Below are 16,438 nucleotides of genomic sequence, written 5' to 3'. Positions count from 1 at the left end.
ACCTATTCGTCCGTGTCTTATCAAAAGCAAAAATTACAATATGATATTACCTCAAACTACACACCATAAAACACACTTGGCATAGTAGGACCGAAAACCGACAGCTTTGGAACAAAGGAAGAACAAGAAACAAAACAGTAAAATTAAATGGAATCAAGGCAAACACAAAATACCGGAGCCGGAATGATTGCTAAATCTCGCGAAGCAATTTGAAAATATTGAAAGCGGAAGCTATACGATACAGTATCATCAAAACAAAAACAGGAATCCCCTCCTGTCGCAAACGACAAATCCAAAAGAATAACCTCTAGGATAACTGATAAGGTAAATAGAGAACCAACCTCCTGAATCAGTTCTCCATTTACCTTAAATATTTTTATAACAAACCTTTAATAAAGTTAATCGTGTTGACAAGGACATTAGTTACACCTTTGATAATTCCTGTCAAAGTAATGCAACCCCCTTCTACATTTACCATTTCTTGTTGGTTCATTTCTTGAAGACCCAATTTCGTTAAATCTGACTTATTCATCTTAGTTAAGTTTATAAAAATTAATTTCCTACTCTATTTCAAGCTTTTTCGGATTCCTGCTGCGTTGATCAACAATACTAAATTACATTTGTTCAATGCACAAAAAAAGCATTTAAAAAATTAGTTTGGACAAAATAATCACCTGCTGAGATATGCTTCATCTGGTTAAGATTGAGCTGTTGAATATCCACTTTTATTTGGATGGAATATTCATTCTCATAGTAATACGTACTATTCGATCGGTCAAAGGCAACTGGAGCACCAAGATCTTTCAGGTGTTCAATAACACGTGCCAGACGTGATACTGAAATCCCCAGCCGTGAAGCTAATTCACTCTGCGTACCGGTTTTACGCTGCCGGATCAATTTGTCCAGCAGATTTATTCTGTCAATATATTTAAATAGCTGCATAGTCGTTAGTTTATATCTCCATAAATCTGATAGTGTAGCATGATCTGATTGAACAATACATTGTACTTCGCCCGTATTGTCTCCGTATCAGCTTTCATTAAATTATTTTTGCTCGTATTGATATCATAAATAGATACCTTGCCGGCCTCAAAACTCCTCAATGTATAGATAAGAGACTGACCGGTAGCCGCACTTGCTTCCAGAGCAATCGTATACAGTTGTTTATTTTCCTCCAATTCGAGCAATAGTTTGTCCAAAATCTGTTGATGGAGGAGTTTCTCATTTTCTGACGAGAGCTCGATCGCCTGCCTATTAAGCGCAACCTGCTGTAATTGCCGTTTTGTTTTCCCTTTATTAAAGATAGGGACGGACACCGTCACCGCCAGTTGCTGTGCAAAATTGTCTTTACTCTGAATAAAAAAAGATCTTTCACCCGGAGCCTTGAATGCATTAAAATAAGTACTTCCGAGACTCGCCGACCCTTTGACTGTAGGATACAGAGCGGATTTGATCAACTTAGATTCTATCGCTAATTGTTCTATCTGTCCTCTATATTTATTGAGCGTAGGATTGTGTAGATACGCCTCTTCTCTTATTGACATTAAATCAGGATAAACTTTATAGCTTGATAGATCATTTTCTAACATCGGATCAGCTAGGATAAGCTTTTTATAATCGGCAAAATTCAATAACTGAGCTAGCTTGAGTACCGACTTCTGTAATTCCTTATGATATTGTTGATACTGTTGTCTCTCCCTTGATAAATTGGACTTCGCTTCCGCAACGACAGATTGGGCTGTTGTTCCGATAGCGGTGCTTTTCTCAGCTTTTTGAAGTAACTGCATTGAAAAGCGAATGGCAGAATCCTGGGTTGTGACAAGTGCCTTCGTCAATAAAGACTCCAAATAGGATTCCATTACCCGAACCTTCAGATCTCTCTTCAATATTTCCTTTTCGATCCGCTCCTGTTCGGCTTCTGATGCTGCCTTTTTTGCCTGATTACGAAAATAGTTATACTGATATAAAGTAATTTCACTATTTATACCCATATTGCTATTCATATTGTCGTTCCTTCTGATTGTACCAAAGACATCTTGTGAATGGCCAAACGTCGTATAACCATTAACGTACCCGTTGATACTAGGTAAGCGTTCTCGGATGGCCATTTCCTGATCCAGTTCTTTTATTGCGGCTTTCAAATCTTGTTGCTTTATTGGCAAATTATGTACTACCGCATAATCGATGCACTCTTGTAGTGTCCAAGCTTTCTGAGCAATCACATGTACACACATTAAAACAAACAAAACAGATAGGCCTATTGTTTTTTTCATGAGGATCATTCGTTTATTTATTATCACTTTTTCTTTATAGCTACCCCAGTATACTACTTTAGTTTAACAATATGGACTGCTTCTTCCACATCTCTCTATATGCTGACTCCTGGGCCAGCAACTGGTCATGTTCCCCCTGTTCGATAAGTACGCCGTCTTTTAGGACAAGAATGGTATCAGCAGCAGCAATTGTGCTGAGACGATGAGCGATGACGATCATGGTTTTTCCTGAATCCCGGAAACGATGAAAAGCGCGTTGAATAACTTGTTCTGTAGACGAATCGAGCGCTGAGGTTGCCTCATCCAAGATCAATATATCTGGATTCCGGTACAAGGCCCTTGCAATAGCAATGCGTTGACGTTGCCCTCCAGACAGCATAGAACCATTTTCCCCCAGATATGTATCAAAGCCCGAAGGCAGTTTTTCTATGAATGGCATCATCTCCAGTTCATTGACGATTTCCAAAAGATGTTGAAAATTGGGAACATCTTCGCCGACCGCTATATTATCGATCACATTGCCTGAAAATAAATCTATCTGTTGTGGAACAATAGATATGCGCTCACGCAATGAAGATTTGGAAATGTAATTCAGGTCGTATTCGCCAATACTGATTTTGCCTTCCTGCACAGGGTATAACTGCTGGATCAATGCGCCCAAGGTTGTCTTGCCACTTCCACTTTCACCGATAACGGCTGTCATTTTCCCCCGCTTAATCTTACAGCTAAAATTCCGGAATACCTCCACCCTCGAACCATAGGAAAAACGGACATTATCAAATACAATATCCCCAATAAGATTCGATGTTAGATGTAACTTATTCTCGTTTTCGTCACATTCCAGATCCATAATCTCAAATAACCGGTCAGCAGCAATAAGCGCATTTTGCATGGTTTTATTCATCCCGATCAGCTGTGTAACTGGTCCTGTAAAGTATCCGATCAATGCATAAAACGACAATAATTCACCTGGAGTTATGGTACGCTCGATCACATAATATGAACCGGCCCATAACAGAATAATCGTAAATAATCGGGAAAGAAATTCACCCGCCGTACCTGAGAACAGACCATTCATTACCGAAGCGTAGATAGTCCGCAGTAACCGGGAAAACCGCTTATCGGTTTCACTATTAAAATAAGTTTCGATACCGAATTGTTTTATTGTCTTTACAGCATTCAAGGACGCAACCAAATGGGATTCCAATTCGGCACTCTCTTCCATCATTCTCCGTTCGACCTTTCTATTAAGTCTATTGGATAGCCAATAGACTCCAGCATAGAACGGGATGACCAACAACATCAGGAGCGCAAGCTTCCAGAAGTAAGTAAACATCAAAGCGAAGGAAAAAACGACGATAAATACGTTAACCACGACCTGGATCGCCACGTCGTTGATAAAAGCGCGGATCTTTACTGCATCATTGACCCTAGAAATGATCTCTCCGACTTTCATCGTATCAAAAAAACGCTGTGGTAGCGTCAGAAGGTGCTTATAATACCCTAAAATAAGATATTTATCAATGCGCTGCCCTGTCTGTAAAACCATCACACTCTTGAGCGTTCCTATTAACAGCTGGAAAACCAAGATAACCAGCATGATGATGGAAAGCAGGTTGAGTAACCTGACATTTCCGTCGATCAGGACATAATCCGTTATCTTCTGTATATAAAATGAAGTTGATAATCCCAGGAGAGTATATACTGCTGCCCCAACCAGTGCCTGAACAGCCACTGAACGATGGGGTCTGATCAGATTCCAAAAACGTTTGTAGACACTCGTTTTTTCGTTCTTCTGTTCGAAATACTCATTGGGCTCCATCAAGATAAGAACACCCGTCCATATCTCCTGAAACTCATCAATTGTATACTTTTCTAGCTTTCCCGGTCCCGGATCCATGACCAGCACCGTCTTTTTGTCTACCTTGTAAATAACGACATAATGATTCAGCTGCCCCTTCAGAATGACATGCGCAATGGCAGGCAAAGGAATTTGCGGGATCGCATCTATTGCCCCTTTGACTCCCTTCGCATTAAACCCCATTTGTTGAAGCCCCTGCACCATTCCAAATACGTTTGTACCTCGAATATCAGTATGGCAATACTGCCTGATCTTAGCGATGGGCATATCGATCCCATAATAGCTACCGATAGAAGCGAGACAGGCAGCACCACAGTCACGGATATCATGTTGTTGAATACAAACTGGTGATTTTTTCATCGAATTAGCTTATTTAGAAATGTTTGGTTCTCTGTCGAGAGATAGTTAATAATCGGTGAGCAAGTAAGCTTTATTGAATCGAAGATGTACTAGTCCCCAAATTGGGATTGAATAGTTCATCTGCACTATCAAATAATAACTGCCATAATGTTCGGTCCAGAAGGTAAAAACGTGCATTAAACGTATTGCCCTTTCCAACGAAAACTTTATTTCCATTTGGTAGGCTCAGGTAATTTTGATCTATACGACAACGTACCTTAAAAAAGGCCCCCTTCTGTTGGTTTTCAATAAGATTATAATCTATATCCGTTACTTTTCCATTAAGTAAGCCCCATTGATTATAATTGTAGGTATCCATCTGAAACTTCACAGCCTGGTCATTCCTGATATATCCAATTGATTTCGCTGGAATTATACATTCGGCGATGAGATTATCTTCAGGAGAGATCTCCAGGAGATCCTGCCCCTGTACAATTGGACTTCCCTTCTGGTATCCCTTAAAATTAACGACAGTACCACCGAGTGGTGCCCGGACCACATAGTTTTCACCATCTATCAGAATTGATCTCTTCTCCGAAGACAGCGATTGTGATTTTTGCTGCAGCTCAACCAGCTTCGCGCTCCATTGCGCCATCTGCTGTTTCTTTATGGATAAAACCTGATTTTCCAGCTGCTCAAAAGTATATTTGCTTTTTTCCAGCTCGGCCAGCGCTACGACACCTTGTGTATATAATTGATTGTTTCGCTCATATTCCCGGCGTGCAAGGGTAAGCTGAGACTTCACTTCTGACATCCGCTGTTCCATGGAAAGATACTCGAGTTTATATTGCCCAGCAGGAAGACTTGCTGCATTTCCATGAAGAATCAACTTCAGATCAGAGATTTGCTGCGTATAGTCAGTTTGCAGGTCCCGGTTCAATACAAGTTTGTTCTCCAGGTCTTTGGAAACTACGATCATTAACGTATCCCCTTGTTTGACTTGCTGATTGCTATGCGTGATACGATTATCCACGACAAGTCCGCTTACCAGTGACTGAATCTTTGTGTTATCAATAATTGGTCGAATGGCGCCACGGGCGGAAATAGAAATCGGAACTTTTATAACCGGTAGCATCGCAATACTGCCGACAACCGCTAAAATCAACAATATGTAGATATAATTCGCTCTTTTCATTTCTACAAATTTGAACATTGGATTACATACACACTACAACCCAGAGTTATATTTTGAAATTTATTATCTATTTTAGCAGCACTAGGAAAGCGAACCAAATGAATTTTTTTGATATATTTCCAACCTTCTCAGAGTCACCTTATTCGTATACACTCGTCCCTGTAGTTATGATCTGCAGCATCATTGGTTTTTACTATAAGCCTTTCTTTCATGCGCTGATCCTACACCCTTATGAGATTGCAAATGGTAAACGTATACATACTTTACTTACCTCAGCTTTGATCCATCGCGGTTGGCTACATTTATTGTTTAATTGTATTGTGATATTCAGTTTGGTCTATGATATGACTAGTATACTCAAACAGGAATTTGGACAGACCGTCTCTTACTTAGTAACCCCTATTTTGATGCTTACATTAATTATGCTACCTAATTTATGTCAAACCTACTTACATGGTAAGAATTTTATCTTCACATCTATTGGAGCATCGGGACTATCCCTAGGCTTATATGGTTTTTCGGCGCTGTTTTTTCCATTACAAAAAATCAATCATCTCTTTTTTCCCTGGATACATAACTCCGCCCAGTATTGGATCTATATTTTACTGCTGTTAATCTTGTCTTCCTTTATAAAAAACACCAAGATTAATAGATCGTTGCATCTGATTGCTTTTATTTTGGGATCGATTTTAGCACTTCTGATCAGCCCATATACCGTTGAGTTTCGGGAAGCATTTAATTAGAAGGAAATCAAGAGGAGCATTGCCTCCCAAAAGTTTCCACTTTTTTCATCTTTTCGCTCGCCTCCAGCTTCAGTATCCATCATTTCGGATAAAGTCATTTCTTGAATGTCGATTGTGGTGATTTTATCTTCCATCATAATTCAAATTTTTACATTTCAAATTTGCTAGAAATAGCTGTTATATACCACAACTACAAGTTATATTTTACAACTATAAGTTTTGAAATAAAAAATACTACAAATTCAACTTTTATTTATTAAATTAGAATCGCTATATTTTTAAAAGAAATGGCAGTGGCGCAAATCGGAACTTATATCAGACAAAAGAGGGAGAGCCTAAGGATATCGCAAGAGGCAGTTGCCTATGTATTGGATATGTCACAGGCAGCATATTCAAAAATTGAACGGAATGAGACCAAGATAAAAGTAGATCAGGTATACAAAATAGCAGATTATTTTGGAATTAGTGTTTACGAATTATTACCACCATCATTAGCCAGTGACGTTACCGGCGAAAACCTATTAAGCTTATTATATCATTATATCAACCGCTGGCTTAAAAAAGACCGTAAGACTGTTTAAAGCCAAATTAGGTTGTTTCTTAAGAAGCATCGCTGCCCCCTAGCTTTTTTGGCTAAAAACAAAAAAAGCCTTCCAATTTTCGTGGAAAGCTTTTCTCTATCGTTAATTACTAATCTTACTCTTTTTCTACTTGCATGTAGTTCAATTCAAGTGGCGTCTTACGACCGAAGACCTTCACCATGACGATCAATTTCTTCTTGTCTTCATGTACCTCTTCAATTTCACCTGTAAAACCGTTAAAAGGACCATCGTTTACTTTTACAGTTTCACCAACGTAGTAAGGGACATTAATAGTTTCACCTTGCTCAGCCATTTCATCAACCTTACCTAAGATACGGTTAACTTCTGCTTGGCGTAAAGGGACAGCGTTTCCAGCTTTATCTCCCAAAAAACCAATTACGCTATTGATATTCTTAATGATGTGCTCCAACTCTCCATCCAATGCGGCTTCTAATAAAACGTATCCAGGGTAGTAGTTACGCTCTTTAGCGACCTTCTTACCATCGCGCATTAAGTAATATTTTTCCATTGGAATCAACACTTGAGGAATCAAGTGTTCAATACCTAAACGACTAACCTCGGCATCAATATATTGCTTTACTTTCTTCTCTTTCCCACTTACAGCACGAACTACGTACCATTTTAAACCTTGATCTGCCATAAATAAATACTATTGAAAATTAAGAAGCAATACCGTACAAGAACTCTAACCCTACACTTGAAGCCTTATCCATTACAAAGACTACCAATGCAATAAGAAGAGATGCAACAAGCACAATAACAGCTGAACTTTGCAACTGAGACCATGTAGGCCAAGTCACTTTCTCAGTGATCTCTACATAAGAGTCTTTAAAAAAATCAAGTACTTTTGCCATTTTAGTTTATCTGTTTTTATAAGCACGGGCACCAGGACTCGAACCCAGACCAAAGGTTTTGGAGACCTTCGTTCTACCTTTAAACTATGCCCGTGTATTTCTTATTTTGTGATGCAAATATAGTGTTTTAAACCACCTTCTGCAAATCTTTTTGAACTTTTTTTTATTTTAATCCGATAAATCGCTTATCGAAAAAATAAGCTAATCAACTTCAGTCGATTAGCTTATTTTATATTTTTCTAGATCTTTACAGACTAGATGATTTCAGTTACCTGACCAGCACCTACTGTACGACCACCCTCACGGATAGCGAAACGTAGACCTTTTTCCATTGCAATAGCAGAAATTAATTTCACGCTGATTGTAACGTTATCACCTGGCATAACCATTTCAGTACCTTCTGGTAAAGAGATCTCTCCAGTTACGTCAGTTGTACGGAAATAGAATTGAGGACGGTATTTGTTGAAGAATGGAGTGTGACGACCACCTTCTGCTTTTGACAATACGTAAACCTCAGCTTTGAAATGATCGTGAGGAGTTACTGAACCTGGTTTACAGATAACCATACCACGTTTGATATCAGTTTTCTCAATACCACGTAACAATAAACCTACGTTATCACCAGCCTCACCGTAATCTAAGATTTTACGGAACATCTCAACACCTGTTACTGTAGATTTCAAGTTCTCAGCACCCATACCTAAGATCTCAACTGGATCACCAGAGTTGATCACACCTCTTTCGATACGACCTGTAGCAACTGTACCACGACCTGTGATCGAGAATACGTCTTCTACTGGCATCAAGAAAGGTAAGTCAGTTAAACGTGGAGGAATTGGAATGTAGTTATCTACAGCATCCATTAATTCCATGATTTTCTCAACCCACTCAGGCTCACCATTCAATGCACCTAAAGCAGATCCTTTGATTACAGGGATGTCATCACCTGGGAATTCGTAGAATGACAATAACTCACGAACTTCCATCTCTACTAAGTCTAACAACTCAGAGTCATCAACTAAGTCAGTTTTGTTCATGAATACTACTAACGCAGGAACACCTACCTGGCGAGCCAACAAGATGTGCTCACGAGTTTGAGGCATAGGACCATCAGTCGCAGCAACTACGATGATAGCACCGTCCATTTGAGCAGCACCAGTTACCATGTTCTTAACGTAGTCAGCGTGACCTGGACAGTCAACGTGTGCATAGTGACGGTTAGCTGTAGAATATTCTACGTGTGCAGTATTGATTGTGATACCACGCTCTTTTTCTTCAGGAGCAGAGTCAATTGAATCAAATGAACGAGCTTCTGACAAACCTTTATCAGCCAACACTTTAGTGATAGCAGCTGTAGTTGTAGTTTTACCGTGGTCAACGTGACCGATAGTACCAATGTTTAAGTGTGGTTTACTACGGTCAAATTTCTCTTTTGCCATGTTTATGCGAATTAGTAATTATAAATTATTTCTATTTGTTATATACTCTTGCTTAACTTTTACACAAGTACGAGCCAAAGATGGGATTTGAACCCACGACCTCTTCCTTACCAAGGAAGTGCTCTACCCCTGAGCTACTTCGGCTTACTAAAAAAACCTTATTTACGTATTAATGCCCCCACCTTTAGATACATTATTATCAAAGAAGATAGAGACTAAATTTAATACTTGAAAAATTTGAGCGGAAGACGAGGTTCGAACTCGCGACCTATAGCTTGGAAGGCTATCGCTCTACCAACTGAGCTACTTCCGCTTAATAATTAGAAACTAGAGTAAATCTAAACTCCAATTAAAAAAAAGTGTGGAGGGAGAAGGATTCGAACCTTCGAAGCCGAAGCAACGGATTTACAGTCCGTCCCATTTGACCGCTCTGGAACCCCTCCAGACCTGTAACTTTCGTTACATTTAGAGCCTCTTATCGGAATCGAACCAATGACCTACTGATTACAAGTCAGTTGCTCTACCAGCTGAGCTAAAGAGGCTTCTAATATTTTTTAAATAACTTACGTTCTATCAACGCCTACCAGATGTTTTATCTTTTCAGCGAGTGCAAATATCGAATTTACTTTTGATTATTGCAAGTTTATTTTTTACTTTTTTTTTCATTTAAAGAACTAAGCAAACTTCGTTGTTAAGAACCGTTGTTCCCTTGTTTGCTGATGCAAAGATAGACACAAAACTCACTTTACAAAAATATTTACCAAAAAAAAATAACACTTTTTGTCAATTATACTGATATGCAGCACAATAATTTTTAATTGTTTATTTGCCTATTTTGGTTATTTGCCTAATGTACTATCTTTGGGCATGCAAATTTTACCGCAATCACTTTCAAAACTTACTCGGTATGCAGCGCTCTGCACCCTGTTTATAGCCGGAACAAGCGATTTGAAAGCTCAAAATATTATTCAAAAATTGAGTAAAAAATTCCTCTCTGCCGAAAAGGACTCTACCCGTTCAGGCAGTTTTATGGTTTTACCTGCCGTCGGTTACGCACAAGAAACTGGAGTAGAATATGGATTAGCCAGCTCATATAATTTTTACCTGGACAAGTCAGATCCCCATATTCGTACTTCCACGATGACATTGATGGGAACCTTTACATCCAAACGTCAGTCAAATTTTAAATTTCAAACTGATCTTTGGACAAAAAATAACGACTACCATTTTGTCAGTGAAATCCGTTACCGCAACTGGCCATTTAATTATTACGGCATTGGTATGGATACCTGGAAGGCAGATGAAGAACGCGTCGATCAAAAGCTATTTCGCGTAAAATTGGAGGCGGAAAAAAAAGTCGGTAACAATCTGTATTCCGGAATCAATATACAGTACGATAATTTTTCGATCCGTAGTGATAGTAGCGACCATATATTTAACCGATCCGATCTTATTGGAAAAGAGGGCGGACAACAATTGCTGCTCGGTGTATCTCAGTTATTTGACAACCGGGACAATGTTTCCTATAGTACCCGTGGTTATTATGCCAAATTGCGGCTGGCTTACGCACCTAAGTTATGGACCAGCACAGACTTTAATGGAGCTAATCTGGATCTAGACCTCCGCGGATTTATTCCATTACATAAAAAAGTCACACTGGCCCTTCAAGGGATCTTTCGTTCGACATTTGGAAAAACAATTCCTTTCTATAATTACCGTGAATTAGGTGGTGATATGATGATGCGCGGGTATTACCTCGGGCGTTATCGTGACAAAAACTACCTCGCTTCGCAAGCTGAATTACGCTATCGCTTTCATCCTCGTTTTGGCATTGTCGGTTTTTCGGGAATTGGATCAACCTTTTCAAAAGAAAATAGCAGCAGGTATGTACCCAGTTATGGTGGCGGATTGCGCTACTTCTTCAGTTTAGAACACAATAGTAGTATTCGATTTGATTATTCTTATGGCGAACAGAGAGCTGGTGAGAAACGTCAATCAGGCTTCTATCTATCCCTAAGTGAAGCTTTTTAAAGAATATCTTCATGCGTTCACCGACAGCTACGGCTATGAACGCATGAAGATTCTTACTGACCGCCTCGAGTCCACGTCAAGTCCACCTTTTCAAGTGGAGTCATTATCCAGACAGCCTGCTTACGCTCCAGTCATAACACGAAGTTAATAGCTTTCAATATCCTGAGTAAACATTCATTAAAGATTTTAGGAAGGACATCGAACATGCTAAAACCTGATCAGAAAATTTTCTTTACGTTGCCCGGCTCTAAAAAAGACCAAGCCAATTCGATACAAATCTATGCTGACAACTACGCGACCATCATCCTTTAGCCTGTTCCAATAGTCTTCACGTTCTGCTGACGAATGCGGTTCGTTCACAATCAGCATATCCCTTTCATTGATAACATTCAGAAAATCCAGGTCAAGATTCATCTGATCTATATAATAGATCTTCCGAAAAGAATAACTCCCGACCCTATCTTTGAATAGCGTCTCGTAATTCGCTAGAGGTTTTTCGGTCAAAAGCATAAACTGATCATAAGCAAAAGCCCTTAATAAACGATCGACCAACAGATATTTTTTTTCCTCTGCCTTTCCTCCTGCCCTGATGTCGTGCGGTAAGTTTGAGACCGTATCACGATCATCTTTCTGATAAATTACTTCATCGACTAATTTATAAACAAAGGGAGAATGTGTCCCATGTCGGCTATGGGAGATGAAATAATGGCGCCAATACTTCAGGTGGTAATTCATTTTGCTGCAAACATCGAAAAATTTACCCTGATATACAATTAAATTCTCGCTCTGTAGCGGCATATTTAATCATCTGTAGCACTAATAAAAAGCATTTCACGTCCGAATCCAGCAAGAACCGACATTAGTTTTACATACCACAATACCGCTTTTACTAATTATTTCACATGGAACATTCAAGCACCTAGACATAAACAAGTCATTTAAAACCCTATTCGGGATATAAGGAGAGCTTCTGTATAATAAGACGTGTATCTGGGATGATATTTAAAATTGAAGTATAAAAGCACTACCTTCCCCCTCAACACTATTGAGAAAGATCGTACCCTTATGCAGCAACATAATTTGCTTGCTCAGGGTCAGACCAACCCCTGTTCCCGTTTTCTTTGTTGTAAAAAAAGGTGTAAATATCTGTTCCTGGAGATCAGCGGGAATCCCCGCACCATTATCTTCGATACGAATCTGCACACTTCCGTCAATTTCCAGTGCAGACAAACTGATATAAGCTTCCCCCCTGGTCTTTACTGCATCAATGGCATTTAGCATCAGATTGATAATAACTTGCTCAATCAAGTTGACATCAGCATATAGTATCAACCGGGTATTCTTTAAAATGATATCAACGTCAATATTTTTCTGAATTAACGTTGGCTCGAGCAACTGATAGATATGTTCAAATAATTGGGAAACCTGAATCGGAGCCACCTGTGGTTGATCCACTTTGTTGATCATGCGGTAGCTTTTTGCAAAATGTAAAAGCCCCTCGCTTCGACGTTTGATGGTAGATATACCAGTTTTTAAATCATCAATGTCCTCATGTCCCCTGAAATGATCCAAACGGCCGTTGAGTGTTTCAGCTAATGAACTGATCGGCGCAATAGAATTCATGATCTCATGTGTCAGTACACGCAATAATTTATGCCAGGCCTTTGTCTCAGTCTCGTCAATAGCTTCGTTGATATTTTGATAAACGACAATGCGAAATATGGCATCTTGTGTTTCAAAACTAGAACTCTGAATTAACAATTTTATCTTTCCTTTACTTGACTGAATAGACTCCATTTGTTGCCGCCCATTATCGAGTAACATAGTTTTTTCATAAAGGTCAGGATTTTTCTTTTTCAGTCCGGTGATATTCCCCAGATGTGGCAGATGAAAAAGCTGTTTGAAGGCATCGTTCACCCACATTACTTTTCCCGTATCCATTTCATAGAAGATAATAGCCGAGTTAAGCATATTGATGACACGATCGAGGTATTGATGCTGTATCTCCTGTTTAATGCTGATTTCCTTATAGGTTTCGTTAATCTGATTAAAAGCACGAAAAAGCTGCCCTTCAACCGATTTCGGGTTTTTCACCAAAAAACGTCGTGTGAAGTCGCGATATTTAACTGCCTCGGCAAATTCTACAAGCTGTCTTTCCAAAAAATTATATTGGCCATATAGATTAAAGCCAAGATAGAGCATAATACAAAAGATTAAAGACGCTTGTACATACTCACGCTTCAGCAAGAGGTAGGCACCCACAACCGCAGCTACCAACAGCAAAATAATCTTAATTACATTTAAAATCTTTCCATGTCTCATAGACTAGATATCGTATTTCTCCAAACGCCTATAGAGTGCCGCACGGGTAAGCCCCAATTCCTTTGCTGCCTTACTGATATTTCCATTATAACGTTCGATGGCCGACTTAATGGCTTTTCGCTCCAACTCTTCCAGATTTTGACTGCTAGGAACTGATTCAACAACGACCTGTTCTGCTTGCTGCTCAATAGGAGAGAAAAACAGATCATTTCCAGCAATACTTACTTGATCGGCCATGATAACAGCCCGTTCGATACTGTATTGTAACTCACGCACATTTCCGGGAAAGTGGTAAGCAAAGAGCTTTTTTATGGCATCCGGTTCAAATCCTTCTATCCGTTTATTGTACTTCTTCGCATAGATATCAAGAAAATGTGCCGCCAATAGTCTAATATCTTCTCCCCTATCCCGCAAAGGAGGAACTTGAATTTCCACGGTATTGATCCGATAAATCAAATCCTTTCGAAAACGGCTTTCATCAGCCAAGTGTTTAAGGGATACATTTGTCGCGGAGATTAGGCGTATATCCACAGGGATCGGCTGGTAAGAACCCAGTGGTGTAACCTGTCGATTTTGCAGTACAGTCAATAGCTTGGCCTGTTGCTGTAACGAGATATTTCCGATTTCGTCCAGAAACAACGTTCCACCATTTGCCGCTTCAAAACGTCCCTGACGGTCTTCCCGTGCATCTGTGAATGCCCCTTTTTTATAGCCGAAAAGTTCACTTTCAAACAAAGTCTCCGTCAATGCTCCTACGTCAACTTTCACATAGACCTGATCCGAACGTAATGAGCGCCGTTGAATAGCCTGCGCAATTAAATCCTTACCAGTACCATTTTCACCCAAGATCAAGATATTGGCATCCGTTGGTGCTATTTTCTCAAGCTTATATTGCAGTTCGTCCATGACCACCGAGTTACCGATCAGATCCGGGCTATTGCTGGAGCGCAATAGCGAACTCTTATTTTTCTTCTCTTTATTTTTTGATTCCGCAAGCGTGCTTTCAATTGTAGCCAGCAGCTGCTCGTTTTCCCAAGGCTTAACCACAAAATCAGCGGCACCCTGTTTCAGCGATTTTACAGCCAGATCTACCGCACCATAGGCAGTGATCATAATCACATGAACCTGCGGAAATTTCTCTTTGATACGCGACAACCAATATAAGCCCTCATTTCCGGTATTAATTGTGCTTTTGAAATTCATATCCAGAAGCACAAGGTCATAAGGCATTTTCTCCAAATGCCCAATCAGGTTCTCTGGATTAGATTCGACTTGAACGTGGCTGACTTTAGGTTTTAGCAAAATCCTTGCTGCTGTAAGTAAATCTTGGTCATCGTCGACAACTAAAATAGATGCTTTTTTCATATTCCCTGGCTTCATTCAGACACTAAGATAACTATAAATTTAACGAGCCTGCGTAATAATCATTGATATATTTTTGTAGCAACCACTCATATTGCTTGACAACCAATTGAATCTGACTATTATCATATTTGGTCTTTGCAGTTAAAAATATGACCGAATTACTGTTCCCCAGCTCAAAGACTACCTTAGCGATGCGAAATGATTCAGCGTAATTTGTATTTTGCTCATGTAATTGATTGATTGTATTGCTTGCATTTTTCAGGTTAAAAACCGCATTTGCAGTCTCGGCCCTCAAATTATTCAGTGCAATCTCACGTTGAAATTTACTTGATTCTAAATCCAATTTAGCCAGCTTAACATCATTCTTAACCTTAAATCTATTAAAAACAGGGATTGAAAGATTTAGTGATACATACTTCCCAACATTATTTCGCATCTGATACCAATAATCCCCATCCATTCCATTTTTGGAATAATTCGAGTTCAATCCACCATTTAAAGATAAAGAAGGCCAATAGGAGGATTGTGCTATTTTAATATTCTTTTCGGCTGCCTTAATTTTCCATTCCAGTGCAGGAATATCTGGAAGGCTCTCCGTCGCTAATTTATAAAGTGCTATAGCGTCCAATTTTTGTGCATCAGCTTTTAATTCCAATGCCTGCAAATCGCCCAATTGCGCCTCTTCAACATTTAAAAAACTGGCTAGCTTTACACGATTCGTATAAAGGATCTGTTTATTGCTTTCGATCGTATTAATATCGTTAGCAAGTTGCCCTTTTAGATCAAAATAATCACCGGGATTAATTGCTCCTTCTTTTTGCATCGCTTCAGCACGACGTACCTGCTCACGCGTGACCTCTGTTTGCATCTCCGATTGCTTCAACACATCTTGTGCTGTTAACACCTGAATATAAGCCGTAATAACATCCAGTTTCAACGTGTTGACCTGCGAATCAAACTCAAGTTTTCCAGCAGTCTTCGCATCTGCACGCATCCGAATATCATTCAATATGCGAAATCCATTAAAAACGGGTACACTAGCGTCCAACGAAAAATTTCCAGAGGAATTATTTCTCGTAATATACTGATTTGTGGAGTTATCAACTGAACGCCCCGAGGTAAGGCTATGACCTAAACGTCCATTTAAATCAGGCAATCGATTCGATTTGGCTTGTGAAAGATTCACCTCAGCACGCTTAACAGCTAATTCATTTTGTAATAAGGTAGGATTGGCTTTTATCGCCAATTGGATACATTCGGCCAAGCTGCGTTTTGCATCCTGCTTATCTCCATTAGCTGCAGCTTCTATTTTTAAAACATCCTTCTCCCCTGTTCCCTGCTCATGTTGCTGTGCTTCAACTTTTATATAAGTTAGCAAAAAACACAATGTACAATATATATAGATTCTCTTCAT

General features: G+C 39.4%; 16 protein-coding genes and 5 tRNA genes. 3 read left to right on the top strand and 18 right to left on the bottom strand.

The window, feature by feature from the left end; translation table 11 throughout:
• Nucleotides 1-376 precede the first annotated feature (376 nt).
• The 5 genes from ABFX33_RS10590 to ABFX33_RS10570 all read right to left on the bottom strand — a co-directional run bounded on the left by ABFX33_RS10590 (nt 377) and on the right by ABFX33_RS10570 (nt 5,668).
• Entirely contained in the window at nt 377-532 is a 156-nt protein-coding gene (locus ABFX33_RS10590; RefSeq protein WP_120261638.1) for a class IIb bacteriocin, lactobin A/cerein 7B family, read from the bottom strand.
• A 92-nt stretch (nt 533-624) separates the two neighbouring features.
• Nucleotides 625-942, bottom strand: a complete 318-nt coding sequence (locus tag ABFX33_RS10585) for an HTH domain-containing protein (RefSeq protein ID WP_257093651.1) — start codon at nt 940-942, stop codon at nt 625-627.
• A gap of 5 nt (nt 943-947) precedes the next feature.
• Nucleotides 948-2,273 (bottom strand): TolC family protein, encoded by a 1,326-nt coding sequence (locus ABFX33_RS10580; RefSeq protein ID WP_346086002.1) that lies wholly within the window; start codon nt 2,271-2,273, stop codon nt 948-950.
• Between the two features lie 58 nt (nt 2,274-2,331).
• A complete protein-coding gene (locus tag ABFX33_RS10575; protein WP_346086000.1) occupies nt 2,332-4,494 on the bottom strand; it encodes a peptidase domain-containing ABC transporter in 2,163 nt (720 codons plus the stop codon).
• Nucleotides 4,495-4,564: 70 nt separating this feature from the next.
• Entirely contained in the window at nt 4,565-5,668 is a 1,104-nt protein-coding gene (locus tag ABFX33_RS10570; protein WP_346085997.1) for an HlyD family secretion protein, read from the bottom strand.
• A gap of 98 nt (nt 5,669-5,766) precedes the next feature.
• Here ABFX33_RS10570 and ABFX33_RS10565 point away from each other — a divergent pair, with 98 nt between their 5' ends.
• A complete protein-coding gene (locus tag ABFX33_RS10565) occupies nt 5,767-6,411 on the top strand; it encodes a rhomboid family intramembrane serine protease (RefSeq protein ID WP_346085995.1) in 645 nt (214 codons plus the stop codon).
• Here the strand turns inward: ABFX33_RS10565 and ABFX33_RS10560 are convergent.
• Nucleotides 6,408-6,548, bottom strand: a complete 141-nt coding sequence (locus tag ABFX33_RS10560; protein ID WP_167457347.1) for a hypothetical protein — start codon at nt 6,546-6,548, stop codon at nt 6,408-6,410. The genes ABFX33_RS10565 and ABFX33_RS10560 overlap by 4 nt on opposite strands.
• Nucleotides 6,549-6,698: 150 nt before the next feature.
• Between ABFX33_RS10560 and ABFX33_RS10555 the strand changes: the two genes are divergently transcribed.
• Nucleotides 6,699-6,992: a helix-turn-helix domain-containing protein gene (locus ABFX33_RS10555; RefSeq protein ID WP_120261632.1), complete on the top strand. Its 294-nt coding sequence runs from the start codon at nt 6,699-6,701 to the stop codon at nt 6,990-6,992.
• Nucleotides 6,993-7,107: 115 nt separating this feature from the next.
• On the opposite strand, the gene nusG is transcribed toward ABFX33_RS10555, so the two are convergent.
• The 8 genes from nusG to ABFX33_RS10515 form a co-directional block, all read right to left on the bottom strand.
• Nucleotides 7,108-7,653, bottom strand: coding sequence for a transcription termination/antitermination protein NusG (gene nusG / locus ABFX33_RS10550; RefSeq protein WP_046672242.1), 546 nt, complete (start codon nt 7,651-7,653; stop codon nt 7,108-7,110).
• A 19-nt stretch (nt 7,654-7,672) separates the two neighbouring features.
• Nucleotides 7,673-7,867: a preprotein translocase subunit SecE gene (secE, locus tag ABFX33_RS10545; RefSeq protein WP_028072657.1), complete on the bottom strand. Its 195-nt coding sequence runs from the start codon at nt 7,865-7,867 to the stop codon at nt 7,673-7,675.
• A gap of 23 nt (nt 7,868-7,890) precedes the next feature.
• Nucleotides 7,891-7,961, bottom strand: a tRNA-Trp gene (locus tag ABFX33_RS10540).
• A 160-nt stretch (nt 7,962-8,121) separates the two neighbouring features.
• Entirely contained in the window at nt 8,122-9,306 is a 1,185-nt protein-coding gene (gene tuf, locus ABFX33_RS10535) for an elongation factor Tu (RefSeq protein ID WP_346085992.1), read from the bottom strand.
• 72 nt (nt 9,307-9,378) lie between these two features.
• Nucleotides 9,379-9,450: transfer RNA gene (locus ABFX33_RS10530), tRNA-Thr, on the bottom strand.
• Nucleotides 9,451-9,546: 96 nt separating this feature from the next.
• Nucleotides 9,547-9,619 (bottom strand) — tRNA-Gly (locus ABFX33_RS10525).
• A 49-nt stretch (nt 9,620-9,668) separates the two neighbouring features.
• Nucleotides 9,669-9,749 (bottom strand) — tRNA-Tyr (locus ABFX33_RS10520).
• Nucleotides 9,750-9,775: 26 nt separating this feature from the next.
• Nucleotides 9,776-9,848 (bottom strand) — tRNA-Thr (locus tag ABFX33_RS10515).
• A 325-nt stretch (nt 9,849-10,173) separates the two neighbouring features.
• Between ABFX33_RS10515 and ABFX33_RS10510 the strand changes: the two genes are divergently transcribed.
• The gene (locus ABFX33_RS10510) at nt 10,174-11,337 is read left to right on the top strand and encodes a BamA/TamA family outer membrane protein (RefSeq protein ID WP_346085990.1); all 1,164 of its coding nucleotides are present in this window, start codon (nt 10,174-10,176) and stop codon (nt 11,335-11,337) included.
• 207 nt (nt 11,338-11,544) lie between these two features.
• On the opposite strand, the gene ABFX33_RS10505 is transcribed toward ABFX33_RS10510, so the two are convergent.
• The 4 genes from ABFX33_RS10505 to ABFX33_RS10490 all read right to left on the bottom strand — a co-directional run bounded on the left by ABFX33_RS10505 (nt 11,545) and on the right by ABFX33_RS10490 (nt 16,438).
• Nucleotides 11,545-12,135 (bottom strand): hypothetical protein, encoded by a 591-nt coding sequence (locus ABFX33_RS10505; RefSeq protein ID WP_346085988.1) that lies wholly within the window; start codon nt 12,133-12,135, stop codon nt 11,545-11,547.
• Between the two features lie 204 nt (nt 12,136-12,339).
• Nucleotides 12,340-13,659 carry a sensor histidine kinase gene (locus tag ABFX33_RS10500; RefSeq protein WP_346085986.1) on the bottom strand — a complete coding sequence of 440 codons (1,320 nt, stop codon included), beginning with the start codon at nt 13,657-13,659 and terminating at the stop codon, nt 12,340-12,342.
• Nucleotides 13,660-13,662: 3 nt separating this feature from the next.
• On the bottom strand, nt 13,663-15,024 hold the full coding sequence (locus ABFX33_RS10495) for a sigma-54-dependent transcriptional regulator (RefSeq protein ID WP_346085984.1): 1,362 nt from the start codon (nt 15,022-15,024) through the stop codon (nt 13,663-13,665).
• 31 nt (nt 15,025-15,055) lie between these two features.
• Nucleotides 15,056-16,438, bottom strand: coding sequence for a TolC family protein (locus tag ABFX33_RS10490; protein WP_346085982.1), 1,383 nt, complete (start codon nt 16,436-16,438; stop codon nt 15,056-15,058).

The sequence above is a fragment of the Sphingobacterium ginsenosidimutans genome (genome assembly GCF_039536865.1).
In the GTDB taxonomy this organism is placed as follows: domain Bacteria; phylum Bacteroidota; class Bacteroidia; order Sphingobacteriales; family Sphingobacteriaceae; genus Sphingobacterium; species Sphingobacterium detergens.
The sequence above is the reverse complement of the archived record's forward strand: the minus strand, read 5'-3'. Positions and strand labels throughout refer to the sequence as shown.

Bases quoted from the DNA above. Each gene is read 5' to 3' on its own strand.
- ABFX33_RS10590 (WP_120261638.1), bottom strand. From the start codon at position 532: ATGAATAAGTCAGATTTAACGAAATTGGGTCTTCAAGAAATGAACCAA.
- ABFX33_RS10585 (WP_257093651.1), bottom strand. From the start codon at position 942: ATGCAGCTATTTAAATATATTGACAGAATAAATCTGCTGGACAAATTG.
- ABFX33_RS10580 (WP_346086002.1), bottom strand. From the start codon at position 2,273: ATGAAAAAAACAATAGGCCTATCTGTTTTGTTTGTTTTAATGTGTGTA.
- ABFX33_RS10575 (WP_346086000.1), bottom strand. From the start codon at position 4,494: ATGAAAAAATCACCAGTTTGTATTCAACAACATGATATCCGTGACTGT.
- ABFX33_RS10570 (WP_346085997.1), bottom strand. From the start codon at position 5,668: ATGAAAAGAGCGAATTATATCTACATATTGTTGATTTTAGCGGTTGTC.
- ABFX33_RS10565 (WP_346085995.1), top strand. From the start codon at position 5,767: ATGAATTTTTTTGATATATTTCCAACCTTCTCAGAGTCACCTTATTCG.
- ABFX33_RS10560 (WP_167457347.1), bottom strand. From the start codon at position 6,548: ATGATGGAAGATAAAATCACCACAATCGACATTCAAGAAATGACTTTA.
- ABFX33_RS10555 (WP_120261632.1), top strand. From the start codon at position 6,699: ATGGCAGTGGCGCAAATCGGAACTTATATCAGACAAAAGAGGGAGAGC.
- nusG (WP_046672242.1), bottom strand. From the start codon at position 7,653: ATGGCAGATCAAGGTTTAAAATGGTACGTAGTTCGTGCTGTAAGTGGG.
- secE (WP_028072657.1), bottom strand. From the start codon at position 7,867: ATGGCAAAAGTACTTGATTTTTTTAAAGACTCTTATGTAGAGATCACT.
- tuf (WP_346085992.1), bottom strand. From the start codon at position 9,306: ATGGCAAAAGAGAAATTTGACCGTAGTAAACCACACTTAAACATTGGT.
- ABFX33_RS10510 (WP_346085990.1), top strand. From the start codon at position 10,174: ATGCAAATTTTACCGCAATCACTTTCAAAACTTACTCGGTATGCAGCG.
- ABFX33_RS10505 (WP_346085988.1), bottom strand. From the start codon at position 12,135: ATGCCGCTACAGAGCGAGAATTTAATTGTATATCAGGGTAAATTTTTC.
- ABFX33_RS10500 (WP_346085986.1), bottom strand. From the start codon at position 13,659: ATGAGACATGGAAAGATTTTAAATGTAATTAAGATTATTTTGCTGTTG.
- ABFX33_RS10495 (WP_346085984.1), bottom strand. From the start codon at position 15,024: ATGAAAAAAGCATCTATTTTAGTTGTCGACGATGACCAAGATTTACTT.
- ABFX33_RS10490 (WP_346085982.1), bottom strand. From the start codon at position 16,438: ATGAAGAGAATCTATATATATTGTACATTGTGTTTTTTGCTAACTTAT.